Annotated in this window: 1 pseudogene; it reads left to right on the top strand. The window is 61.9% G+C overall.

Annotated features, from left to right (window positions below):
• Positions 1 to 11: 11 nt before the first annotated feature.
• A pseudogene (locus tag E5X34_RS32820) lies at positions 12 to 226 on the top strand (hybrid-cluster NAD(P)-dependent oxidoreductase); the annotation flags it as partial.

Below are 226 nucleotides of genomic sequence, written 5' to 3'. Positions count from 1 at the left end.
GTGTGAATGCGATGACGGATCTCGGGCTCTACCGCCATCTCGACGAGATGGCGCCTTGGAACGACAGGCTTCAGGTGCTGGAAGTGATCGGCGTCAGCGACGAGGCGCCTGACGTGAAGACCTTCACCTTCCGCTCCGACAACCAGACCTGGTTCCGCTACAGACCGGGGCAGTTCGTGACGCTGGAACTGCCGACCACTGACGGCCCGCTGATGCGGACCTATAC

This window comes from Mesorhizobium sp., assembly GCF_004963255.1.
Lineage (GTDB): Bacteria > Pseudomonadota > Alphaproteobacteria > Rhizobiales > Rhizobiaceae > Mesorhizobium.
The sequence above is the reverse complement of the archived record's forward strand: the minus strand, read 5'-3'. Positions and strand labels throughout refer to the sequence as shown.